This is a genomic window from Agrobacterium sp. NPDC089420 (assembly GCF_044900305.1).
In the GTDB taxonomy this organism is placed as follows: domain Bacteria; phylum Pseudomonadota; class Alphaproteobacteria; order Rhizobiales; family Rhizobiaceae; genus Agrobacterium.
In genome coordinates, this window is record NZ_JBJDMY010000004.1 from 238,332 (window position 1) to 255,911 (window position 17,580).

The 17,580-nt window shown below is 62.5% G+C and carries 14 protein-coding genes and 1 tRNA gene; 7 read left to right on the forward strand and 8 right to left on the reverse strand.

Translation table 11 applies throughout. The annotated features are described in order from the left end of the window. Positions 1 to 82: 82 nt before the first annotated feature. From ACI2KA_RS07910 to ACI2KA_RS07925, 4 genes are all read left to right on the forward strand, one after another. Positions 83 to 547 (forward strand): hypothetical protein, encoded by a 465-nt coding sequence (locus ACI2KA_RS07910; RefSeq protein WP_404500818.1) that lies wholly within the window; start codon positions 83 to 85, stop codon positions 545 to 547. A 27-nt stretch (positions 548 to 574) separates the two neighbouring features. Continuing rightward, on the forward strand, positions 575 to 1,096 hold the full coding sequence (locus ACI2KA_RS07915) for a DUF721 domain-containing protein (protein WP_404500819.1): 522 nt from the start codon (positions 575 to 577) through the stop codon (positions 1,094 to 1,096). 129 nt (positions 1,097 to 1,225) lie between these two features. Further along, on the forward strand, positions 1,226 to 1,906 hold the full coding sequence (locus ACI2KA_RS07920) for a DsbA family protein (RefSeq protein ID WP_404500821.1): 681 nt from the start codon (positions 1,226 to 1,228) through the stop codon (positions 1,904 to 1,906). Positions 1,907 to 1,990: 84 nt separating this feature from the next. Continuing rightward, complete coding sequence (locus tag ACI2KA_RS07925) at positions 1,991 to 5,458, forward strand: AAA family ATPase (RefSeq protein ID WP_404500823.1); 3,468 nt, start codon at positions 1,991 to 1,993, stop codon at positions 5,456 to 5,458. Between the two features lie 467 nt (positions 5,459 to 5,925). On the opposite strand, the gene ACI2KA_RS07930 is transcribed toward ACI2KA_RS07925, so the two are convergent. Further along, the gene (locus ACI2KA_RS07930) at positions 5,926 to 6,909 is read right to left on the reverse strand and encodes a VOC family protein (protein ID WP_404500825.1); all 984 of its coding nucleotides are present in this window, start codon (positions 6,907 to 6,909) and stop codon (positions 5,926 to 5,928) included. Between the two features lie 228 nt (positions 6,910 to 7,137). Between ACI2KA_RS07930 and ppdK the strand changes: the two genes are divergently transcribed. Beyond that, positions 7,138 to 9,864 (forward strand): pyruvate, phosphate dikinase, encoded by a 2,727-nt coding sequence (gene ppdK, locus ACI2KA_RS07935; protein ID WP_404500827.1) that lies wholly within the window; start codon positions 7,138 to 7,140, stop codon positions 9,862 to 9,864. Here the strand turns inward: ppdK and ACI2KA_RS07940 are convergent. The 3 genes from ACI2KA_RS07940 to ACI2KA_RS07950 form a co-directional block, all read right to left on the reverse strand. Then, entirely contained in the window at positions 9,842 to 10,114 is a 273-nt protein-coding gene (locus ACI2KA_RS07940) for a hypothetical protein (RefSeq protein WP_400820177.1), read from the reverse strand. The two genes, ppdK and ACI2KA_RS07940, sit on opposite strands and share 23 nt — an antisense overlap. A 137-nt stretch (positions 10,115 to 10,251) precedes the next feature. Continuing rightward, positions 10,252 to 10,650, reverse strand: a complete 399-nt coding sequence (locus tag ACI2KA_RS07945) for a hypothetical protein (protein ID WP_404500829.1) — start codon at positions 10,648 to 10,650, stop codon at positions 10,252 to 10,254. Between the two features lie 157 nt (positions 10,651 to 10,807). After that, entirely contained in the window at positions 10,808 to 12,172 is a 1,365-nt protein-coding gene (locus tag ACI2KA_RS07950) for a dicarboxylate/amino acid:cation symporter (RefSeq protein WP_404500831.1), read from the reverse strand. A gap of 529 nt (positions 12,173 to 12,701) precedes the next feature. On the opposite strand from ACI2KA_RS07950, the gene ACI2KA_RS07955 reads away from it, so the two are divergent. Continuing rightward, entirely contained in the window at positions 12,702 to 13,622 is a 921-nt protein-coding gene (locus ACI2KA_RS07955; RefSeq protein ID WP_404500833.1) for a DUF1499 domain-containing protein, read from the forward strand. Between the two features lie 94 nt (positions 13,623 to 13,716). Here ACI2KA_RS07955 and ACI2KA_RS07960 read toward each other — a convergent pair whose 3' ends face one another. After that, positions 13,717 to 14,625: an MBL fold metallo-hydrolase gene (locus ACI2KA_RS07960; protein ID WP_404500835.1), complete on the reverse strand. Its 909-nt coding sequence runs from the start codon at positions 14,623 to 14,625 to the stop codon at positions 13,717 to 13,719. A 204-nt stretch (positions 14,626 to 14,829) separates the two neighbouring features. Here ACI2KA_RS07960 and ACI2KA_RS07965 point away from each other — a divergent pair. Continuing rightward, positions 14,830 to 14,904, forward strand: a tRNA-Gln gene (locus tag ACI2KA_RS07965). Positions 14,905 to 14,916: 12 nt separating this feature from the next. Here ACI2KA_RS07965 and ACI2KA_RS07970 read toward each other — a convergent pair. From ACI2KA_RS07970 to mqo, 3 genes are all read right to left on the reverse strand, one after another. Next, complete coding sequence (locus ACI2KA_RS07970) at positions 14,917 to 15,228, reverse strand: type II toxin-antitoxin system RelE/ParE family toxin (protein ID WP_404500837.1); 312 nt, start codon at positions 15,226 to 15,228, stop codon at positions 14,917 to 14,919. Beyond that, positions 15,218 to 15,499, reverse strand: a complete 282-nt coding sequence (locus ACI2KA_RS07975) for a type II toxin-antitoxin system ParD family antitoxin (RefSeq protein ID WP_072494062.1) — start codon at positions 15,497 to 15,499, stop codon at positions 15,218 to 15,220. The genes ACI2KA_RS07970 and ACI2KA_RS07975 overlap by 11 nt, the downstream gene beginning before the upstream one ends. A 255-nt stretch (positions 15,500 to 15,754) precedes the next feature. Further along, positions 15,755 to 17,488, reverse strand: a complete 1,734-nt coding sequence (gene mqo, locus ACI2KA_RS07980; RefSeq protein ID WP_404500839.1) for a malate dehydrogenase (quinone) — start codon at positions 17,486 to 17,488, stop codon at positions 15,755 to 15,757. Between the last annotated feature and the right edge of the window lie 92 nt (positions 17,489 to 17,580).

Genomic DNA, 17,580 nt, shown 5'->3' on the forward strand with positions numbered 1-17,580 from the left:
CTGTCGCGGCGGCGTGGAAAACCGTCTCCGGCAAAGAACGCCATGACATCGAAACCCATGATCCGATTTGGAGGAAGAGCCCATGCTGAACACGCTGCCGGATAACATACCCCAACCGCTGCTTCATGTTATCGGGGTTCTCTTCGCCCTGTGCTTGATTGGAAGCCTGTTGAACCATATTGGCCGGCTGTATTTCGGACGACCAGACAGCGTGGCGTTTGTGTTTTCCCGCCTCTTCGGCGAAGTCCGTGAACTGGAGAAACAGAGAGGCAGGCCCTCGCGCCGCTTTCGAATTGTCGAATCCGGTTTCTGGGCGATTTTCTGCCATGGCCTGTGGATATACCTCTTCGCTACCCTTATCCTCATGTTGGTGATTGCCGTTATGTCGGATAAGCCGGGAATATCGCATCTGAAGTTTTTGGCTGGCGCCTATTTCCTCTTTGGATGTTTCGTGGCGGGAATGATACGCTTGGTCGCCTGCCGGGACTGGCGACGATTCCGTGCATTGTTGCGCGCAGAAGAAGATGACGATGGCGCGACCGCTTGAGGTCGTTTGGCCTCTGTCGAGGAGAGCATGAAGAAACCCGCCGATTCATTCCGCAGAGGCGTCGTGCAGATCGCCGAAGTCGCCAATGGCATCATGGACCCCGTGCTGTCGAAGCGGGCGGGCATCAACACCGCATTGCTCGGCTCCTGGGACGAGATCGCCGGCGATGATTTCGCCGATTGCACGCGGCCGGAAAAGATCACCTGGCCGCGCCGCGACGAAGGGCCGGATCGCGGCGGTTATCAGCCCGGCGTGCTGACAATCGCCTGCGAAGGCGCACGCGCCTTGTTTCTCACCCATGCCCAGGGCGAACTCATTGCCCGCATCAACGGCTTTTTCGGCTTTCCCGCCGTGCGCCAGATCAGGATCGTGCAGAAGCCGGTGTCGCAGACCGTCAACCGCCGGCGCAAACCGCAGCCCCTGCGCGGCGATGCGGCAAAACGTCTCGATGACATGATGGACGGCATTGAAAGCGAAGCGCTGCGCAAGGCGGTGGAACGGCTCGGCACGGCGGTCCTGCAGAAGAAGCCGCGCGGCAGGACGATTTGATGTGAGCGTGCGGTCCTTGACTGGTCACAATTCTTTGACAAGAAGAGTTCAAAACCCCGCTTGTGATGAACAGGTCGTCGCTATATCGGAATCAACGGACAATAGAGTCTATTACCAACAGGTGCTTTCATGCATTTTCCCGAACTGACCATTTCCCGTCGCAGCCTTCTCGGCGGCGTTGCTCTTGCCGCCCTTGCCACGGCCCTGCCGTTTGCCTTCACGCCCGGTATTGCCGAGGCGCAGGAACTGCCTGAATCCACCGGCGATGTGGACATGGCTGCGGTGATGAAGCCCGGCCCGCTGCCGGAAGCGGCGCTCGGCGATGCCAACGCACCCGTCAAGATCGTCGAATATATGTCGATGACCTGCCCGCACTGCGCCAATTTCCACAACAAGACCTTCGACGAGATCAAGAAGAAGTACATCGATACCGGCAAGGTCTATTTCGTGCTGCGCGAATTCCCGTTCGATCCGCGCGCCGCTGCCGCCTTCATGCTGGCGCGCTGCGCACCGGAAGGACAGTATTTCCCCTTCGTTTCCATGCTGTTCAAGCAGCAGCAGAGCTGGGCTGTCGCCCAGGATGCGCGTGCCGCCCTGCTGCAAATGTCGAAAATGGCCGGTTTCTCACAGGAGTCTTTCGAGGCCTGCTTGACGAACCAGAAACTTCTGGATGATGTGAACGCAACCATGCAACGCGGTGCGACGGAATTCGGCGTCAACTCCACGCCGACTTTCATCATCAACGGCAAGAAATACGCAGGAGACATGTCGGTTGAAACCATGTCGGCTGTCATCGACAAGCTGCTCTGATCGCCGGACCCTGAAAGCAACGGGCGGCGGATATGTCCGCACGCCCGTTTTTTATTGCCCGTCTTCTTGCCGGGGCGTGACGGCATGAAGTTCAACAAGCTCCGCCTCGTCGGTTTCAAGTCCTTCGTCGAGCCTTCCGAATTCATCATCGAGCCGGGGCTGACCGGCGTTGTCGGACCGAATGGCTGCGGCAAGTCCAATCTGGTCGAAGCGCTGCGCTGGGTGATGGGGGAAAACTCCTACAAGAACATGCGCGCATCCGGCATGGATGACGTCATCTTCTCCGGCTCCGGCAATCGCCCGGCCCGCAACACCGCCGAAGTCGGCCTTTATCTCGACAATTCCGACCGCACCGCGCCCGCCGCCTTCAACGATGCCGATGAAATTCAGGTGACGCGCCGCATCGAGCGTGAAAACGGCTCCGTTTATCGCATCAACGGCAAGGAAGCCCGCGCCAAGGATGTGCAGCTGCTGTTTGCCGATGCCTCCACCGGCGCGCGCTCGCCCTCCATGGTGGGGCAGGGGCGTATCGGCGAGCTCATCAACGCCAAGCCGCAGGCCCGCCGCCAGCTGCTGGAAGAGGCGGCCGGCATTTCCGGCCTGCATTCCCGCCGCCACGAGGCCGAGCTTCGCCTGCGCGCCGCCGAGACCAATCTGGAGCGGCTGGAGGATGTGACCGCCCAGCTGGAAAGCCAGATCGAAAGCCTGAAGCGCCAGGCGCGGCAGGCCAACCGTTTCAAGATGCTGTCCGCCGATATCCGTGCCCGTGAGGCCACCCTGCTGCACATCCGCTGGGTGGAGGCGAAGGAAGCGGAAGGCGAGGCGGAAAGCGCGCTCAATCAGGCGACCAATATCGTCGCCGAAAAGGCGCAAGGCCAGATGGAAGCGGCCAAGCAGCAGGGCATCGCCAGCCTGAAACTGCCGGAACTGCGCGAGGACGAGGCCCGCGTGGCCGCCGCCCTGCAACGCCTGCAGATCGCCCGCACCCAGCTGGATGACGAGGCAAACCGCCTGCTGCGCCGTCGTGACGAACTGGCGCGCCGCCTGTCGCAGCTTGGCGAGGATATTGTCCGCGAGGAACGGCTGGTCTCCGATAACGCCCAGATACTCGCGCGGCTGGACGAGGAAGAAGCCGAACTCCTCGAAATCCTCGCTGATTCCGGCCGCCATGCCGAAGAGATGCGCGAAGCCTTCGAAACCGCCGCTGTCAAACTGGCGGAAAGCGAAGCGATCTTTACCGCCATCACCGCCGAACGGGCGGAGGCGGCTGCCGGCCGTCAGCAGTTGGAACGGGCGATCCGCGATCTTTCCGACCGCAAGCTGAGGCTGGAGCGGCAATCGCAGGAAGCGTCCGCCGAGATCGAGGCCATCGACGAAAAACTCTCCGGCCTTCCGGACCCCGCAGAACGGCGCGAAGCGGTAGAAGCGGCGGAGATCGCGGTCGAGGACGCGTTGATCGTGGTAGAGGAGGCGGAGGCCGCCGTTGCCGAGGCGCGTTCCGCCGAAGCATTGTCGCGCGGGCCGCTGGAAACGGCGAAGAACCGGCTGAACGCGCTGGATACCGAAGCACGCACCATCACCAAGATCCTCGCTTCCAGCGCCGCCGCCAATGGCAGTTTCACGCCGGTGGCGGAAGAAATGACGGTGGAGCGCGGTTATGAGGCCGCCCTTGGCGCGGCGCTCGGCGACGATCTCGAAAGCCCGCTCGATGCCGCAGCACCTGCCTATTGGGGCGGCAATGGTGACGGTGCTGGCGATCCCGCCCTGCCGCAGGGCGTAAAACCGCTGCTGGATCATGCGCAGGCGCCGGATGCGCTTAGACGCGCCCTTGCGCAGATCGGCGTCGTCGCCGACGTTTCGGAGGCTCGCCGCCTTCTGCCTTCACTCAAAGCCGGCCAGCGGCTGGTCACGCGCGAGGGCGCGCTGTTGCGATGGGACGGCCATGTCGCCAGCGCCGATGCGCCGGGTGCTGCAGCGCTGCGCCTGTCGCAGAAGAACCGCCTCGCTGAAATCGAGACTGAACTGGATGAGGCCCGCTCCATTCTGGAAGAGGCCGAAGACCAGCTTGCCGCGAAAACCGAAGACATCAGAAGCAGCGAATTGCGGCTTTCGGACGTGCGCGACCGAAGCCGGCTTGCGACCCGTCAGCTTGCCGAGGCGCGAGAGGCTCTGACATCAGCCGAGCGCGCTTCGGGCGATCTTTTGCGCCGCCGGGATGTCGTTTCCGAAGCGCTGAACCAGATCGGCGCGCAGATCGACGAGATCGCCGTTCAGGAGGAAAATGCCCGCATCGAAATGGAAGATGCGCCTGACCTATCCGTGCTTGATCTCAAGCTGCGTGAAAGCCAGCTCGAAGTCGCGACTGACCGCGGCCTTCTGGCGGAGGCCCGCGCCCGCCACGAGGGCGTGAGCCGCGAGGCGGAAAGCCGCCAGCGCCGAATTCAGGCGATAGGGCAGGAGCGTTCCACCTGGCAGTCACGGGCGGCAAGTGCGGCCGATCATATCGCCACGCTGCGCGAGCGTGAGGAAGAGGCGCGCGAGGAAATCGCTGAACTCGACATAGCGCCCGAGGAATTCGACGAGAAACGCCGCAACCTCCTCAACGAATTGCAGAAGACCGAGGACGCTCGCCGCGCGGCCGCCGACCGGCTGGCCGAGGCGGAAAACCTGCAGCGCGCCGCTGACCGGGTGGCGGCAACGGCGCTTTCCGAACTGGCCGAAGCCCGCGAAAAGCGCGGCCGCGCCGAAGAGCGGCTGGTTTCCGCCCGCGAGAAACGACAGGAAACCGAACACCGCATCCGCGAAACGCTGAATACCGAGCCGCATATGGCGTTTCGCCTGACCGGCCTTGGCCCGGATCAGCCGAAGCCGGATATTCGCGATGTCGAGCGCGATCTCGACCGGCTGAAGATCGAACGCGAAAGGCTGGGCGCGGTCAATCTGCGCGCGGAGGAAGAGCAGGCCGAGCTTTCCGCCAAGCTTGCGGCCCTCATCAAGGAACGGGACGACATCATCGATGCGGTGCGCAAGCTGCGTGCCGGCATCCAGAACCTCAACCGCGAGGGCCGCGAACGGCTGATCGCCGCTTTCGACGTGGTCAATTCGCAGTTCCAGCGGCTGTTCACCCATCTCTTCGGCGGCGGCACGGCGGAATTGCAGCTGATCGAATCCGACGACCCGCTGGAAGCCGGCCTCGAAATCCTCGCCCGTCCGCCGGGCAAGAAACCGCAGACCATGACGCTGCTTTCCGGCGGCGAGCAGGCGCTGACGGCCATGGCGCTGATCTTCGCGGTCTTCCTGACCAATCCCGCGCCGATCTGCGTGCTGGACGAGGTGGACGCGCCGCTGGATGACCACAATGTCGAGCGTTATTGCAACCTGATGGACGAGATGGTGGCCTCCACGGAAACCCGCTTCGTCATCATCACCCACAATCCCATCACCATGGCGCGCATGAACCGCCTCTTCGGCGTCACCATGGCCGAACAGGGCGTGTCGCAACTGGTGTCGGTCGATTTGCAGACCGCCGAACAGCTGCGCGAGGCCGTCTGAGGCGGCTTGTCCGGGATCAGTCCCGACTTTTGCTCAATGTGAATTTATCTGGCCGTATCACCCATTCGGGTGAGCGACAATGCGCGGGGTTTTGTTATGTTTTCCGCAAGGGCCAAAGGGCTCTCTACAGACCCCACCATCCGGTTTCCTGTACCGGATGGAATGCCTTGCGAGGCTGCTGCCGTGGCCTCGCAAGGCTTTCTTTTTAGAGGTTCATAGGGTTACGTGGCGGTTTGCATTGGCAATTGTGTCAGGGGAGTAAGCCTCTTTCCGTCATACCGGCCTTGAGCCGGTATCCAGCCAGCCCAAGTCCTTGGGCTGAAAAGACTCTTCCCGTCGCGCGAGAGCCGCGTCGGCTGGATTCCGGCTCAAGGCCGGAATGACGGAAGGAGAGGACATTACGGATCCCGGTAAACGCCGAGCCTGCCATAAGTGTCAATCGCGCAGTGCGGAGCGCTACCGCCTGCTCACCCCGGCACCAGCCGCAGCCGCGTGCCCCATGGGTCGATCGCCTCCACCACATTGTTCTCCATCTCCACCAGCACATAAGCGGCTGCCCTGAGCCGCTCCTTCTGCGCCGCGAGATCATCGGGGTTGCGGACGGTGATTGAAAACCAGTCGAGGCCGGTTTCGGTGGCGTTGCGTTCCTTCGCACCGCGGCTGTTCCAGGTGTTCACCGCCAGATGATGGTGATACCCGCCCGAAGACAGGAACGAGGCGTCCGACCGCGCATCCTGTGTCGGCCGCAGGCCGACGGCCGCTTCGTAAAAGGTGCGGGCGGCGGCAATCTCGCCGACCCTGAGGTGAATATGCCCGATGCGCATGGCCGAAGGGGCCGTCACATAGTCGCTTCTCTTGGTATCGGTCAGCTTCACCAGGTCGTCCACATCGAGCGGTTCGGTGCCCATTTTCACCACGCCGCCGCTCCACACCCAGGTGTCCTTCGGCCGGTCGCTGTAAACCTCGATGCCGTTGCCCTCAGGATCGTTGAGATAGATCGCCTCGCTGACATTGTGATCGGCAAAACCCGAAAGCGGCACCTGCTTGAGCGCGGCATGCACCAGCCAGCGGGCGAGATCCTTGCGGCTCGGCATCAGATAGGCGATGTGAAACAGGCCGGCGGAGGTGGGGCTTTCGTAATCCGCCGCCGGCTTGTGGACGAGGTCGAGCAGCGGCGCGCTGCCGACGCCAAGCGTCACGCCCCTTGCCGTGCGTTCCACCTCGTTCATGCCCAGCACAGACCGGTAATAGTCGATCATCTGGTCGAGATCGCGCACGCGCAGCGCGGCCTGGCCGATATGCATCGGTGTCGTCAGGGCAAAGGGCAGGGCAGTGGCGGCATTTGCATTTGCGGCGGGCGTGCCGCCCTCGGCTTTCAGCGCACCGGCAAAAGCGGTGGCGGCGCAAGAAATTCCGGCAAATTTCAACGTGTGGCGGCGAGTAAATTGCATGAATAATCTCTTTGTCGGCGATGATAATGGCTTAGGGAACACTCCGTTTCTGCGCATTACACGAATGCGTCAGCCCTGCTGTTATTTTGTGTTTAAGGCGATTCTGGCGCGTAATTCGCCGCAATTATGCTGCACTGCGATGTAAACTGCACGTTGTGGCGTTTCCAACATGCCGCCAATGCTGTAGATGATAGAAAAATGACAACGCTTCTGGGTGGAGAGCGTGGAATGAAAAAATGGGTTTATACCTTCGGCAATGGTGCTGCCGAAGGCAGGGCAGGCGACGTTGCGATATTGGGCGGCAAGGGCGCGAACCTTGCCGAAATGGCAAGTCTCGGCCTTCCCGTTCCCCCCGGCCTTACTATCATCACCGATGCCTGCGCGCTTTATCACAAGAATGGCCGCGATCTTCCCGAAGAGCTGAAGCTGCAGGTCATGGCCGGCCTGCACGGCATGGAAACCGTGACCGGCAAGACCTTCGGCGGCAGCCAGTCGCCACTGCTCATCTCCGTCCGCTCCGGCGCGCGCGCCTCCATGCCCGGCATGATGGACACGGTGCTGAACCTCGGCCTCAACGACCGCACCGTCGAGGCGCTGGGCCATGATGCGGGCGACGCCCGTTTTGCCTGGGACAGCTATCGCCGTTTCATCCAGATGTATGCCGATGTCGTCATGGGCCTCGACCATGAACTTTTCGAGGAAATTCTCGAGGATGAAAAAGGCCGTCTCGGCTATGAATATGATACCGACATGTCGGCGGTCGAATGGCAGCACGTCGTTTCGCTCTATAAGACGCTGATCGAGGACGAGCTCGGCGAAGCCTTCCCGCAGGACTGTCACGTGCAGCTCTGGGGGGCGATCGGCGCTGTCTTCGCCAGCTGGACCAACCACCGCGCCGTGACCTACCGGCATCTGCATAATATTCCGGGCGATTGGGGTACTGCCGTCAATGTGCAGGCCATGGTCTTCGGCAATCTCGGCTCGTCCTCGGCCACCGGCGTCGCCTTCACCCGCAATCCTTCGACGGGAGAGGCGGAGCTTTACGGCGAATTCCTCGTCAATGCGCAGGGGGAAGATGTGGTGGCGGGCATCCGCACGCCGCAATCGATCACCGAGGCGGCCCGGCTCGCATCGGGTTCCGACAAGCCCTCGATGGAAAAGCTGATGCCGGAGGCGTTCAGTGAATTTCTGGCGATCTGCAAGCGCCTGGAAAACCACTATCGCGATATGCAGGACCTGGAATTCACCATCGAGCGCGGCAAGCTCTGGATGCTGCAGACCCGCTCCGGCAAGCGCACCACCCGTGCCGCCATGAAGATCGCCGTCGATATGGTGGAAGAGGGGCTTATTTCGCAGGAGGAAGCCGTCTGCCGCATCGAGCCCTCGTCGCTCGACCAGCTGCTTCATCCCACCATCGATCCCGGCACATCCCGGCCCATCATCGGCTCCGGTCTGCCGGCCTCGCCGGGGGCGGCGACGGGCGAAATCGTCTTTACCGCCGAAGAGGCGGTTGCGGCGGAAGCCGAGGGGCGTCGCGTCATCCTGGTGCGCATCGAAACCAGCCCGGAAGATATTCACGGCATGCATGCGGCCGAAGGCATCTTGACCACCCGCGGCGGCATGACCAGCCACGCCGCCGTGGTGGCGCGCGGCATGGGCATTCCCTGCGTCACCGGCGCCGGCTCCATGCGCGTCGACATGCGCAACAGGGTGCTGATCGGCGTCGGCTGCATGCTCAAGCGCGGTGATGTCATCACCATCGACGGCTCTTCCGGTCGGGTGCTGAAGGGCGAAGTGCCGATGACGCAGCCGGAACTGTCGGGCGATTTCGGCAAGCTGATGGAGTGGGCGGACAATCTACGCAGGATGACGGTGCGCACCAATGCCGATACCCCGGCCGACGCCCGCGCCGCCCGCGCCTTCGGCGCTGAGGGGATCGGGCTGTGCCGCACCGAACATATGTTCTTCGAGGGTGACCGTATCCATGTGATGCGCGAGATGATCCTTGCCGAAAGCGAAAAGGGCAGGCGCGCCGCCCTTGATGAGCTCCTGCCGATGCAGCGCTCGGATTTCACCGAGCTGTTCCAGATCATGCATGGCCTGCCGGTGACGATCCGCCTGCTCGATCCGCCGCTGCACGAATTCCTGCCGAAGACCGATGGCGAGATCGTCGAGGTGGCGGCCGCCATGGGCATGCCGCAGACGGTGTTCCGCCAGCGGCTGGATGCGCTGCACGAGTTCAACCCCATGCTCGGCCATCGCGGCTGCCGCCTCGCCATTTCCTATCCGGAAATCGCCGAAATGCAGGCCCGTGCCATTTTCGAAGCCGCCGTGGCGGCGGCGCGCATCACCGGCGCGCCGGTCGTGCCTGAAATCATGGTGCCGCTGGTCGGGCTGCGCGCGGAACTGGATTATGTCACCGAGGTCATCGACGGCGTCGCCGCCGCGGTGGCAGAGGAAACCGGCATGGAGATCGAATATCTCACCGGCACCATGATCGAGCTGCCGCGTGCGGCACTGCGCGCCCATGTCATCGCGGAAGCCGCGGAGTTCTTCTCCTTCGGCACCAACGACCTGACGCAGACCACTTTCGGCATTTCGCGTGACGACGCGGCGCGGTTCATCAATACCTATCAGCGCAAGGGCATCATCGAGCGCGATCCGTTCATCTCGCTCGATTTCGACGGTGTCGGAGAACTGATCCGCATCGCCGCCGAACGCGGCCGCCAGACGCGGCCGGAGCTCAAGCTCGGCATTTGCGGCGAACATGGAGGCGACCCGGCCTCGATCCACTTCTGCGAGGATGCCGATCTCGACTACGTGTCGTGCTCGCCCTTCCGCGTGCCCATCGCCCGCTTGGCCGCGGCGCAGGCAACGCTGGCGGCGAAGAGGGAAACGGGCAAGGTGGCGAGCAACGTCGCCTTCATTCCCGTCAGGGGTTCTGTTGGACGATGATGCGCCGCTCCACCACCACGGGGCGGTAGAACATGTCGCGGTTCATCTGCGCCTGCCAGGCGCGGTTGTCGGCGCGGCGGTCCATTTCCAGATCGAGAAGGCAACCGGCCATCGGGTCCGTGCCGGGGCGGAAACCATAACCCCGGCATGTTGCCTCATCCCGCGCCCGGCGCTCTTCCGGCGTCAGCGTCTGGCAGGCGGTGAGCGCCGTGATGGCGGCAAGCGCACTGAAGACGATGGAAACACGCATTTTGTTTCTCCCTTAACATGACAGCCGTACGGCACTTTTATTGCCGCGATTGATACGCCTGTTTTCATACGGGGAAAAGCCGCGTCGGGGTGGAAAGTTGCATCAATCTACCACCACAGGACGGGCCTTCAGCTCGGTTAAGAGCCGGACAAGAAGGAGGGCGGGAAAAAGCCCTGCAGAATGAGCCAGTCACTCAACAGCAGCGTAAGGATGGCGGCGAGAAGGACGCCGCCCATGAAGGCGATCAGGCCGAGCGTGGCGCGTGTCCAGCGGCGGGTCTGATAAAGATAGATGGCAAGGCCGACGGGGGCGAGCAGAATGGTCGCGACCTTGGCGGCGGAGCTGCGTCGGATATCCCGCTTTTCGGCATCTTCTATCTGCCACCAGGCAAACAGCGTGATGATGCCGATCATCTGCACCAGATCGTTTGCGGTAAAGGAACTGGGCGGCCCGGCGGGCCAGATGGCGGCGTCGATGAGGAGGCCAAGGGACAGGAAGGCGAGCAGGCCGACATAGATCCAGTTACGTTTCGCCATGCACAGGGTCCGCTGAAGTTGCGTTGTTGTCCGTGTCGTTACGGCTATCGATCAAGCCATGTCCGTCAATCCCAAATTTTCGTGGAAAAACGGAGGTGGCACATGCGGGGCGTCTCCTTTTCACCGGAAACGCCCCGCGATTATCGCCGTCAGGCCGTCAGGCCGTCACTGCCTCACGGTCATCGAGCGCGTCGATGTCCTTGGCGTTGTTGTAGACGGCCTCATTGAGAATGCCCTCGCGCTTGGCGACGAGGGTGGGCACCAGCGCCTGGCCGGCGACGTTGACCGCCGTGCGGCCCATGTCGAGGATCGGGTCGATTGCGAGCAGCAGGCCCACGCCCTCCAGCGGCAGGCCGAGCGTGGACAGCGTCAGCGTCAGCATCACCACCGCGCCGGTCAGGCCGGCCGTGGCAGCGGAACCGAGGACCGAGACGAAAACGATCAGCACATAGTCCTGGATGCCGAGCGGCACCTGGAAGAACTGCGCGATGAAGATCGCCGAAATCGCCGGATAGATGGCGGCGCAGCCGTCCATCTTGGTGGTGGCGCCGAGCGGCACGGAGAAGGCGGCATATTCGCGCGGCACGCCAAGGCTCTTTTCCGTCACGGTTTCGGTGACGGGCAGGGTGCCGATGGAGGAACGCGACACGAAGGCGAGCTGGATGGCCGGCCATGCGCCCGCAAAGAACCGCGACGGCTTCAGGCCATGGGCGAGAAGCAGCGCCGGATAGACCACGAAGAGCACCAGCGCCAGACCGATATAGACGGCCGCCGCATACCAGCCGAGCTGCGACAGCGTCGTCCAGCCATATTGGTCAACCGCGCGGCCAAGCAGGCCGATGGTGCCGATGGGGGTGAGGCGGATGACCCACCACAGGATCTTGCGCACGATGGCGAGCAGCGACTGGTTGAAGGCGAGGAACGGCTCTGCCGCCTTGCCGGCCTTCAGGGCCGCGACACCAAAGGCAATCGAGACGACGAGCAGCTGCAGCACGTTGAAGTTCAGCGATGTGCTGGCGGCGCCGTTGTTGATTTTGGTTGAGGCTTCGAGGCCGAAGACGTTGGCGGGAACCAGACCCTTCAGGAAATCCAGCCAGGAGCCGGTGGAAGACGGTGCGGCCGCCGCGGTATTGGTGATTGCGGTATTGACGCCCGGCTGGATGACGAGGCCGAGCACGATGCCGATGACCACGGCGATCAGCGCGGTAATGGCAAACCAGAGAAGCGTCTGCCAGACGAGCTTTGCCGCATTGGAAAGGTTCTTGAGATTGGCGATGGAGGCGACGATGGCCGTGAAGATCAGCGGCGGCACGAGCGCGCGCAAAAGCTGCACGAAAATGCTGCCGATGGTCTGCAGCGTCACCGAAAGCCCGTTCGGGCTGCCGGCGGCATCGGGGCCGATGTTGCGCGCAAGCAGGCCCAGCAGCAGGCCGATGACCATGGCGATCAGAACCTGGAAGCCGAAATTGCGGTAAAAGGGTTTCGGCCCGGAGGGGCCGGCGGACGTCGTTGCCTGTGACATGACATGTCTCTTTATTGTGCAAGAAAACGAGAATGTTGCACTTTTTACACGCATTCTCGAGGGAGGTCGCCGAGAATACGCCGATTTCCTCAGCAATTAAGGGATGAACGTGCGTATTTGGGGCATTGCCGGGGGATTCTTCTCTAAAGTCTGGGGAATTCGGAAAAATTTTCTGTCATCTCGTCACGGGGCCGCTCGCGGCAGTGAAAGCGATGCTGGCGGTTGTACCGTGATGGTGTCCGGCGTCCGACTCGTCACCCGCCGCAAATCCACAGCCGGTGCGGACAAGTCCGTGATCGCCGGAAAATCATGCCTTGCGGCACGGGTGCGCCATGGCTGGATGCGGGATCCGGTCCGGCATGCGGGGCGACGTTTGTGCCCTCCCGAGACCCTGGCAGGCAGATCGGATCCGCCTCTTTTGTTTTCCTCGCCGCAAATCCGGTTTATGACATCATATGCAAGGTGATTCCCTGCGAGAATTCGGGTGCAACGCTTTTTAGCCAATGCGATCTAACGGATATCCGCTTCCATGACTGTGCGTTTCGTCCGGCCTTTTTCGGTTGCAGCCTATCTTTCCCGCTATCTGGGCTTTGCGGCGCTTGCGCTGTTTCTCATTGCCGCCGGCATCCACCGTTTCGGGCCGCTGACGATGCCCGACCTTGTCGGGCTGCTCATCATCGCCGCCGGCATCGCTCTGGTGGCCGTGCTTCTGGCGCTGATCGGCCTCGAACGACTGTGGACCAAAGGCGCGCGCGGCGGCCTTTCGGCGCTGGCCGCCCTGCTTTTTTCGGCGCTGCCGCTTGGCGTCGTCGGATACGCGGCCTTTTTTTATTGGCAGCAGCCGAAGATCTACGACATTTCCACCGATCTGACGGATGTGCCGGACTGGCTGGTGACGCCTGCCGCCAACCAGCAATGGCTGGTGCGGCCCGCGGTCGTCACCAAAGCCGACCGCGATGCCCAGATGGAGGCCTATGCGAGCCTTGCCGGCCGCCGTTATGAAGGGGCGATCGACCGCATCTATGCCGCCGCCAAAAAAATGGCGGCTGCCCAGACGATCCGCATCACCCATACCAGAGGCGTGATCGGCGCCGAGGAGGCACCGGCGGCCGGTGTTCCCGAACAGGACAAGACGCCGCCCGCCGAGGAGGATCCAGTGGAGGATCTGCCCTCCATCGTGCCGGTGCCGACGGCACGGCCGGCAGACGCACCGCAGCCCACCTTCTTTAACGGCAGCGGCGTGGTGCTGATGCAGGGCGAAACCCGTACGCGCATCTGGGGCCTGCGTTTCGATATCCTCATCCGCCTGAAGGAAGAGGCGGAAACCACCATCGTCGACGTGCGCGTCGCCTCCCGTTACGGCCCGCATGATCTCGGCATGGGCGCGGCGATTGCCGAGGCCTATCTCGATGCGCTGGATGCGGAAATGCAGGGGCTGAACGACAATTGAGGTGTCGCTGACGCGACGCGCCGTCTTGATGGCGCACGAGCGGGGTAGCGAGAGACGAAACCCTCTTTGAGAATTCGCGCGTCAAAAGCCGCCATCAGGCCGGAAAATATTCGCCCGAGAGCGAAGGCGCCCCCTCCGTCCGCACTTCGCCCTTTTCGATCAGGTCCTCGATATGGGCCAGCACGGAAAGGGCGGCCGCGCCGTGCAGGCGCTTGTCGGTGCTGGCATAGATCACCTTCACCATGTCGGCAATCTGCCTGTCGCCTTCCTTGATCCGCTTCAGAACCGCCTTTTCCCGCATGCGGCGGTGGGCGCGCAAGCCCCGCATGAAAGCGGCGGGATCGGTGACCGGGCCGCCGTGGCCGGGCAGGAACAGCCGGTCGTCGCGGGTGAGCAGCCGCTCCAGCGAGGCCATGTAATCGCTCATCGCCCCATCCGGCGGCGCGACGATGGTGGTGGCCCAGGCCATGACGTGATCGGCGGAAAAGACGATGCCGCTGCCGTCCAGCGCAAAGGCTGCGTGATTGGCGGTGTGCCCCGGCGTATGCAGCGCGGTAAGCGCCCAGCCGTCGCCGGACAGGCCCTGGCCGTCGCCAAGCGCGATATCGGGGACAAAAGCCGTGTCGGAACTCTCGGCAAAGGGGTTTGTCTCGCCCGCATGCAGCGGCCGGGCGGCGCGGTGCGGGCCTTCCGCCACCGTCAGCGCCCCGGTCGCCTGCTTCAGCCGCCGGGCCAGCGGCGAATGATCGCGGTGGGTGTGGCTGACGAAGATATGCGTCACCTCGCGGCCCTTCAGCGCCGCCAGCAGCGCCTGAAAATGCGCCTCATCCTCCGGGCCGGGATCGATGACGGCAACGGAACGGTCGCCGACGATATAGGAGTTGGTGCCATGGAAGGTGAAGGCGGAAGGGTTGTTGACGGTGATGCGCTGGATGAGCGGGGCGACGGGAACCGCCTTGCCGTAAGCCGGCTGGAAATCGAGATCGAATGCCGGGTCCGCCATCGAGACCTCCTGAATGAATGCCATGCCGCCATTGCCTGCGGCACCCGCCGCACAATCGCCAAGCCCTATCATGACCACCCGCGGCCGGGCACCCAAAAAGCTTGGATTTTGTGAAAAAATTGCGCGCCGGGTCATTGCCGCGTCGGGCAGGCTTTGATAATCAGGCGCGGTTCGGGCAGCGGCGTTTCGCTTTCACTGCCCTGTTGGGGCGTCGCCAAGCGGTAAGGCACCGGTTTTTGGTACCGGCATTCCCAGGTTCGAATCCTGGCGCCCCAGCCATCTATTTCAAAGTCAGAACAACGCTCGCAGGTCGCGCCGACCATCGATCACGCGAACGATTTCCACGGAATATATTTCGCCGCCATCGGTATCCGGCACGGTTTCGTAGAGAATGACATAAGGTGCCTCAACGAGCATGTGGGCAGAGCGAAAAATTTCCGGGTGGCGCTCGCCAAGGTGAGGATGGTCGACCAAGCGCTCCGCTTTGGCGCGGAACCGAGCGAAAAATCGCTCTGCGGCAAGGGGCTGTGATTTGCCGATATCGATATAGATTTTCTTTACGTCACTGCGTGCACGGGGCGTCCAGACAAGCTTAGTGGTCACGATTTTTCAACGAAGCCAGTTCCGCACGCGCTTCATTGAGCGCCTCGTCGAAATCCACTTCGGTTGAATTGCCGCTGGCCTTGCCCTCAGTCCACAACGCGCGCAGCTTGGCGATGTCGTCGCGTCGCTGAACCCATTTTGCCGACCAGTCTCGCATCGCTTCGCGGATGACTTCGCTGCTGCTGGCATAAGCACCGCTTTCCACGGCGTCACGCAAGATTTCGGCGTGCTGGGGCGTCATCGAAACGCTGATCTTTTCAACATTGGCCATGTCATGCCTCCACGAGCAGTTGGTGGGAATTATTACCACCGGGTAGATTTGGAGGCCAGATATTTCGCGGGCGGTATATCCGATGATGGTCGGCTTGCCACGCCACGCTATAACCCAGCATACCGTTAAGCGCGAAAACCTGTCCTCCGCCATTCTCGGGTCAAGCCCGAGGATGAGTGCGGGAAAGGTGTGCATCAACAAAAACGCCGCGCATCCAGAGACACGCGGCGTCCAATCTTAAATCGCAACCAAGCCTTAAAGCGCGATATCCGGCACCTTCTTCACCGGCGCACCCGCAGGCGCCGCACCGGCGCCCTTCAGCGCATCAAGATCGATCTGCGGCGGCGTGGGCAGCTGCAGGTGTTCGGCGGTGTAGGCCCATTCCTCACGCACCTTTTCCGGATCGTCATTGAGCTTGGTGCCGTAGCTCGGCACGATCTGGCGGATCTTGGCCTGCCATTCCGGCGTCGCCACCTTGTCCTTGAACACCTTTTCCAGGACGCTCAGCATGATCGGTGCTGCCGTGGAAGCACCCGGCGAAGCGCCGAGCAGGCCGGCGATGCTGCCATCCTTGGCGGCGACGACCTCGGTGCCGAGCCGCAGCACGCCGCCCTTTTCCGCGTCGCGCTTGATGATCTGCACGCGCTGGCCGGCCTGCCACAGGCGCCATTCGCCCTGCTTGGCATTCGGGAAATATTCCTTCAGCGCGGCGAAACGGTCGTCATCCGACATCATCAGCTGGCCGGCGAGATATTCCACCAGCGGATATTCGTCGATGCCCACGCGCACCATCGGCCAGGCATTGCTGGTGGTGACGGAGGAGACGAGATCGAAATAGGAGCCTTCCTTCAGGAACTTGGTGGAGAAGGTGGCGAAAGGTCCGAACAGGATGACGCGCTTGCCGCCCAGTACGCGGGTGTCGAGATGCGGCACCGACATGGGCGGCGAGCCGACCGAGGCCTTGCCATAGGCCTTGGCCAGATGCTGCATCGTCACGTCGGGGTTCTCGTTGATGAGGAACGAGCCGCCCACCGGGAAGCCGGCATAATCGTCACCTTCCGGAATGCCGGACATCTGCAGCAGATGCAGCGCGCCGCCGCCGGCGCCGATGAAGACGAATTTCGCGTCCACCACCTGTTCGGCGTCGGTTTTCGTATTGGTGTAGGTCACGCGCCAGCTGCCGTCGGCATTGCGCTGGATGTCGGACACCTCGCTATTGACCTGCAGGTCGAAATTCTGGTCGCTCTGCAGATGCGATACGAATTGCCGGGTGATTTCGCCGAATTCCATGTCGGTGCCGAGCGGCGACCAGGTCGCGCCGATCTTCTGGGAAGGATCGCGGCCTTCCATCATCAGCGGCACCCACTTCTTGATCTGCTCGGGATCGGTGGAGAATTCCATGCCGGCAAAAAGCGGGCTGGCCTTCAGCGCCTGATAGCGCTTTTCCAGATAGGTGACGTTCTCGTCGCCCCAGACGAAGCTCATATGCGGCGTGTGGTTGATGAAGGAGCGCGGGTTCTTCAAGACGCCGTTGCGCACCTGCCAGGCCCAGAACTGCCGGGAAATCTGGAAGGATTCGTTGATGTTGATCGCCTGGCTGATCTTGATGTTGCCGTTGTCGTCTTCCGGCGTGTAGTTGAGCTCGGCAAGCGCCGAGTGGCCGGTGCCGGCATTGTTCCAGCCGTTCGAGCTTTCAAGCGCCACGCCATCCAGCCGCTCCAGCATCTGCATCGACCAGCTGGGTTCGAGTTCGCGCAGCCACACGCCGAGCGTCGCGCTCATAATGCCGCCGCCGATCAAAAGCACGTCGACCTTCTTGGCGGCCGTGCTGGCGAGAAGCGGAGAGGAGGGCAGCGCCGCTGCGGCGATCCCGGCGAGCGCCCCGCCCAGAACCTGTCGGCGGTTCATGGGAAGCGCGTGGGAAAGGGGAGTTTCCTGGGAAAGATCAGTGAGCTGGGATTTGTCTTGATCGATTGGAGTCACGGCCATACCTGATTCTTGTTCTGTGTTAAAAACACTCCTCCCGCCAGCCCCGTTATAGCAAAGCGCAAACCGGCACAACCCGGAGTAATTCACTCCAG

What these genes read in the sequence shown, in the direction of transcription:
- ACI2KA_RS07960 (WP_404500835.1), bottom strand. Translation starts at nt 14,625, where the DNA reads ATGGCGGACCCGGCATTCGATCTCGATTTCCAGCCGGCTTACGGCAAG.
- ACI2KA_RS07915 (WP_404500819.1), top strand. Translation starts at nt 575, where the DNA reads ATGAAGAAACCCGCCGATTCATTCCGCAGAGGCGTCGTGCAGATCGCC.
- ppdK (WP_404500827.1), top strand. Translation starts at nt 7,138, where the DNA reads ATGAAAAAATGGGTTTATACCTTCGGCAATGGTGCTGCCGAAGGCAGG.
- ACI2KA_RS07945 (WP_404500829.1), bottom strand. Translation starts at nt 10,650, where the DNA reads ATGGCGAAACGTAACTGGATCTATGTCGGCCTGCTCGCCTTCCTGTCC.
- ACI2KA_RS07950 (WP_404500831.1), bottom strand. Translation starts at nt 12,172, where the DNA reads ATGTCACAGGCAACGACGTCCGCCGGCCCCTCCGGGCCGAAACCCTTT.
- ACI2KA_RS07920 (WP_404500821.1), top strand. Translation starts at nt 1,226, where the DNA reads ATGCATTTTCCCGAACTGACCATTTCCCGTCGCAGCCTTCTCGGCGGC.
- ACI2KA_RS07925 (WP_404500823.1), top strand. Translation starts at nt 1,991, where the DNA reads ATGAAGTTCAACAAGCTCCGCCTCGTCGGTTTCAAGTCCTTCGTCGAG.
- ACI2KA_RS07975 (WP_072494062.1), bottom strand. Translation starts at nt 15,499, where the DNA reads ATGGCCAATGTTGAAAAGATCAGCGTTTCGATGACGCCCCAGCACGCC.
- ACI2KA_RS07910 (WP_404500818.1), top strand. Translation starts at nt 83, where the DNA reads ATGCTGAACACGCTGCCGGATAACATACCCCAACCGCTGCTTCATGTT.
- ACI2KA_RS07955 (WP_404500833.1), top strand. Translation starts at nt 12,702, where the DNA reads ATGACTGTGCGTTTCGTCCGGCCTTTTTCGGTTGCAGCCTATCTTTCC.
- mqo (WP_404500839.1), bottom strand. Translation starts at nt 17,488, where the DNA reads ATGGCCGTGACTCCAATCGATCAAGACAAATCCCAGCTCACTGATCTT.
- ACI2KA_RS07930 (WP_404500825.1), bottom strand. Translation starts at nt 6,909, where the DNA reads ATGCAATTTACTCGCCGCCACACGTTGAAATTTGCCGGAATTTCTTGC.
- ACI2KA_RS07940 (WP_400820177.1), bottom strand. Translation starts at nt 10,114, where the DNA reads ATGCGTGTTTCCATCGTCTTCAGTGCGCTTGCCGCCATCACGGCGCTC.